Source organism: Prevotella sp. DNF00663 (assembly GCF_001553265.1).
Classification (GTDB): Bacteria; Bacteroidota; Bacteroidia; order Bacteroidales; family Bacteroidaceae; genus Prevotella.
This window is the reverse complement of sequence record NZ_KQ960654.1, coordinates 1-3,888: the sequence shown is the minus strand read 5'-3', so window position 1 is coordinate 3,888 and position 3,888 is coordinate 1. Positions and strand designations below refer to the sequence as shown.

Annotated in this window: 4 protein-coding genes; 3 read left to right on the top strand and 1 reads right to left on the bottom strand. The window is 48.1% G+C overall.

Features of this window, described 5'->3' with window-relative positions; translation table 11 throughout:
• Positions 1 to 201 (top strand): transposase (locus HMPREF3034_RS13050; RefSeq protein WP_231725668.1); only part of this gene is annotated, 201 nt, incomplete at its 5' end.
• A gap of 70 nt (positions 202 to 271) precedes the next feature.
• Here the strand turns inward: HMPREF3034_RS13050 and HMPREF3034_RS10095 are convergent.
• Positions 272 to 874 (bottom strand): hypothetical protein, encoded by a 603-nt coding sequence (locus HMPREF3034_RS10095; RefSeq protein ID WP_062435293.1) that lies wholly within the window; start codon positions 872 to 874, stop codon positions 272 to 274.
• A gap of 634 nt (positions 875 to 1,508) precedes the next feature.
• Between HMPREF3034_RS10095 and HMPREF3034_RS12680 the strand changes: the two genes are divergently transcribed.
• The gene (locus HMPREF3034_RS12680; protein WP_156431106.1) at positions 1,509 to 1,664 is read left to right on the top strand and encodes a hypothetical protein; all 156 of its coding nucleotides are present in this window, start codon (positions 1,509 to 1,511) and stop codon (positions 1,662 to 1,664) included.
• Between the two features lie 126 nt (positions 1,665 to 1,790).
• The gene (locus tag HMPREF3034_RS10090) at positions 1,791 to 3,710 is read left to right on the top strand and encodes a hypothetical protein (RefSeq protein ID WP_156431105.1); all 1,920 of its coding nucleotides are present in this window, start codon (positions 1,791 to 1,793) and stop codon (positions 3,708 to 3,710) included.
• Positions 3,711 to 3,888: the final 178 nt, after the last annotated feature.

The window sequence follows — 3,888 nt, the reverse complement described above, 5'->3', positions numbered from 1 at the left end:
CATTATTTTAACCTTACTGGGTCTAAAATACTCGCCAGCGTGGGGCAAATTAGTGTGGCTTTTCCAACAGGTAAAGTAGAGGGAATAAACAACAAGATAAAAGTAATGAAACGCAATGCATACGGATTCAAAGATGAAAGATATTTTACTCTCAGGCTTTATGCACTACACGATTGTCGTATCACTCGAAATGTCGGATGAACCGAAAAATAGTCTTTTTCCAAATATTCATAACAGGAAAAAGACTATTCTGTACAAGCAAGGAATGCTATCAGCCTACTCTCTTCATTTTGAGCTTTGCTGATTTTACATCAAACTTTTCTGTCAATTTATAATCTGTCATCATTTCTTCTACAAGTTTAGGCACATTAAATATGCAAGAATTTTGCTTCATAGAGAGTATTTCCATAGACATGATATGCGACGATGTTGATGTCATGGTAAGCACATCATTCTTGATATCGTATGTGGATTTTTCTTCGCCTGCCTTCCAACCACCATCATATTCATAATCTATCACTTTGTGGTCTTTATCAAACTGTAGCCTTTGTACAGGAAAATCATCTACAGTCAGTTTAAGGCCAAGCTCCTTCAGCTTTTTCTCGTCAAGTTCCATGTCGTTCATGTACATTTTTGAACCTCTTATGGCATCAAGTTTTACCTCAACGTCATATTTCGCTGATGTTTTCTTGTCAGCAAGAGAGATAGACCAGCTTTCCATTTCCCATGTGCCAACAATGTTTTTAGCATAGTCGGCTACCTTTACTTTATCTTTATCATTACCATCATCACTCTTACTACATCCCGTGAAAACAATCGCTGACGTCAAAAACAAGAATAGTGAAAAATACTTCAAAATGTTCATTTTGTTCATTGTAATATTCTTTATGGTTTATATGGTTTGCAAAAGTAAGTATTTTCTTTTTCGTTTTTATGGCAAGTTACAAATATTAACACCTATAAAGGCTTTTTCTTATAACGCAAACACTTCAGCAGGCGGCACATTCCCAAAATCAAGGCTATTTTCTTGTAAATATTTGCTCATCTTTCTTACGTGTTGACAATATACTTTTTTCATTCTTTTGTCAACATTTCTAATACTTTTTATGGGTCTCCAAAAGTGCTAAAATAGAAAAGAACAGACGGTTTTTTATCAAGTTTTAAGCCTTATAAACAGTAAAAATCTTTGCCGAAGACAAAAAACAGGCCGCACGCTTGGAACTATCGGACAATTTTCGTATCTTTGCCCTCGATATATCAACTCCGTGGCTCGCGCCACGTCATAACCGATGTGCAGCGTGTGTAAAATTCGAAACTTTTTTGATGACAGCGTAATTTTTCCGACAGATTATTTGGTAGTTCCGAATAATTTGCTAACACACAGGCTAACCGCCGGTCAACTCTCTTTTTAAATATACGTATACGCGCGCGAGGAGCGGGTATGGAAACAATAGACATTTCTCAAGTATAATTATCAGTTAAAGAACAATATCAAAAAAACGAGCAAAATGAAAAAGAAAAAGTACATTACACCCAATGTTGAAACCGTTCCCACGGAAATGGAACAGAGCCTGCTCGCCGGCAGCGGAATAAGAGGTTCGATGGACAGTGATGAAAGCGACTGGGAGGAGGTAGACGACAGCGCCCCATCAGGTTCAGAATGAAACTCGACTAGGTTGAGCAAGTCCTTCAACAGCGACTGGAAAACCGGGTGGTAGGCGGAAGCAGCTTACAGGAAAGCGACTACGAAACAAAAGCATCAAACGACAAAAATGATTAAGAAAGACTGTATGAAAGCAATCAAAGCAATGAGACAGGCAGCGGTGACCGTAACGGCCGCCGTGGCGCTTGCACTGACCGGGTGCTCCGGACAGGAAGACTTCATCGACGGTGGCGATACACCAGCAAAGGGCGTAATGCTCACCATGACCGCCTCGACCGGCGTGGCGGGCCCCGACGGCACGCGCGCCTACCTCACCGAGGGCGACGACAAGAATCCGTGGCTGTGGGAGGACAAGGACGAACTACTTGTGGTGAACGATGCCGGCAAAGCCATCGGTACCCTCACGATCAAGAAAGGCATAGGCAAGGAGAAGGGCGTGTTCGAAGGCCCCGTAGACGGGTTGACAGCCGGACAAAAGGTCCGCATATTCTACCTCGGCCCCAACACGAATACATCCCGCATCGTGAACGGCAAGATCATGTTCGACTTCTCTAAGCTCAACGGCACGCGCGAATCGCTGAAAAGCCTCTGCGCCCTTAACGCAGAAGGAACGGTGAAGATGAACGGCGACAAGGCCGGCATACTGGAAGACGTGACACTCAAGAACGCCTTCGCCGCAGCCCACTTCAGCGTCAAGGGCAAATACAACCCGCTCCTGGGCAACACATACAAAGCCCTCGTGGTACACGGCGACGTACCCCTGCAGGCCACCGTCGACGCGGCAAGCGGAAACATTGAGAGCACCGTCATGGCGGGAAGGGAGAGCAACGTGCGTGAGGGATTTGTGTTCACGACGGCGGCGAGCCCTGATGCACCCTATGACATCTACCTCCCTCTGGTGCCCAACAAGGTAGCGACCGACAAGGCCACGCTCTCCTTCGACATCTACACCGACAAGCAAACCTCCAAAAAAATCGTCTCCGCCGGAGCCCAACCGGCGACCGTAGGCAACAGCGCCGACGCCTTTGTGCGCACCGCCGATGGCACCCCATCCGTGTTCACCGTGAGCAAGGATGGCAAGAAGGTCAACTTCACCGACGGCAACCTGCAGTACATGATGCCCAAGCAGGTATATTCGCTCACCGTGCGCAAGCACATCGATCCCAACATCCTCTACCGCAAGGGCAAGGACAAACCACAAGAGCTGGAAGCCAAGTACAACGTGCTGAAGGGATACTACCGACTCGCCCCCGAGCAGTGGATCATGGTGCCTCCCACCAGCTACGCTAACAACTACTACTTCGGCATCTACACCTGTGTGCAGGACAACAACGACGCATGGAACGTGAGCTGCACCACCAACCCCGTGTTCGACATGTTCTTCTTCGGAAAACCAGAACACCCCACCCTCGTCGACAAGAGCACGGGCAAATATTTCCTGCCCACGAAAAACACCGAGTACCAGGGCACAGACAAAGACTGGACCAACTACGCGAAGCTGAGCGACAGCACCGACCCACTAGTAACCCTCAGTCTGAGCGAGTGGCAGTACCTGATCGATACGCGCAAATTTCCTGACGACGCCAGCACGTTTGCCTACGCCCTCGCGTTCCTCGACCTCAACGGCAACGGTACCGTGGAGAGTGAAGTGGACCAGGCTGGACTCGTGATATTCCCCGATGGAATGAAAAAGTCGACTGCAATGTCGCTCTTCACCGCAGCGAATATCTCTACTTTCGGCAAGAACCGTACCCTCGAGGGTAAGACGGCGGACGGCTATCTGGGCAAGATCCTCAAGAAGGAAGCCGTCACCGAGAAGGGCTGCCTCTTCTTGCCCTTTCCTGGATGGAACTCAGGCTTTAATGGTAAGAACTGCAAGATAGAGCAGATAAGCCGCCACTTCAACTACTGGACCTCCACGTCCGACGGTGCTTTGATACCGGGGAACGTGACAATGACCCACTACAACATCTCGATAAGCGGGGCAGTCAGTTCGTACGGCGGAGTCAGCGGCAACGCCGTGCGCTTGGTGCGCTTCGTAAAATGACACCGCCGTGAAACGCAATCCGCGCCTGCGGACGGGGCAAGACAACACTAAGTATTAACATTTAACAAACAGAAATCATGGGTAGATATATCAAGATAGAGCCGGGCCAGCCGGGCGGACTGGCCGTGGAGCGGATCAAGTAGATTCTCTCAGCTTTATTCCCCCAAAAGGAAAATGA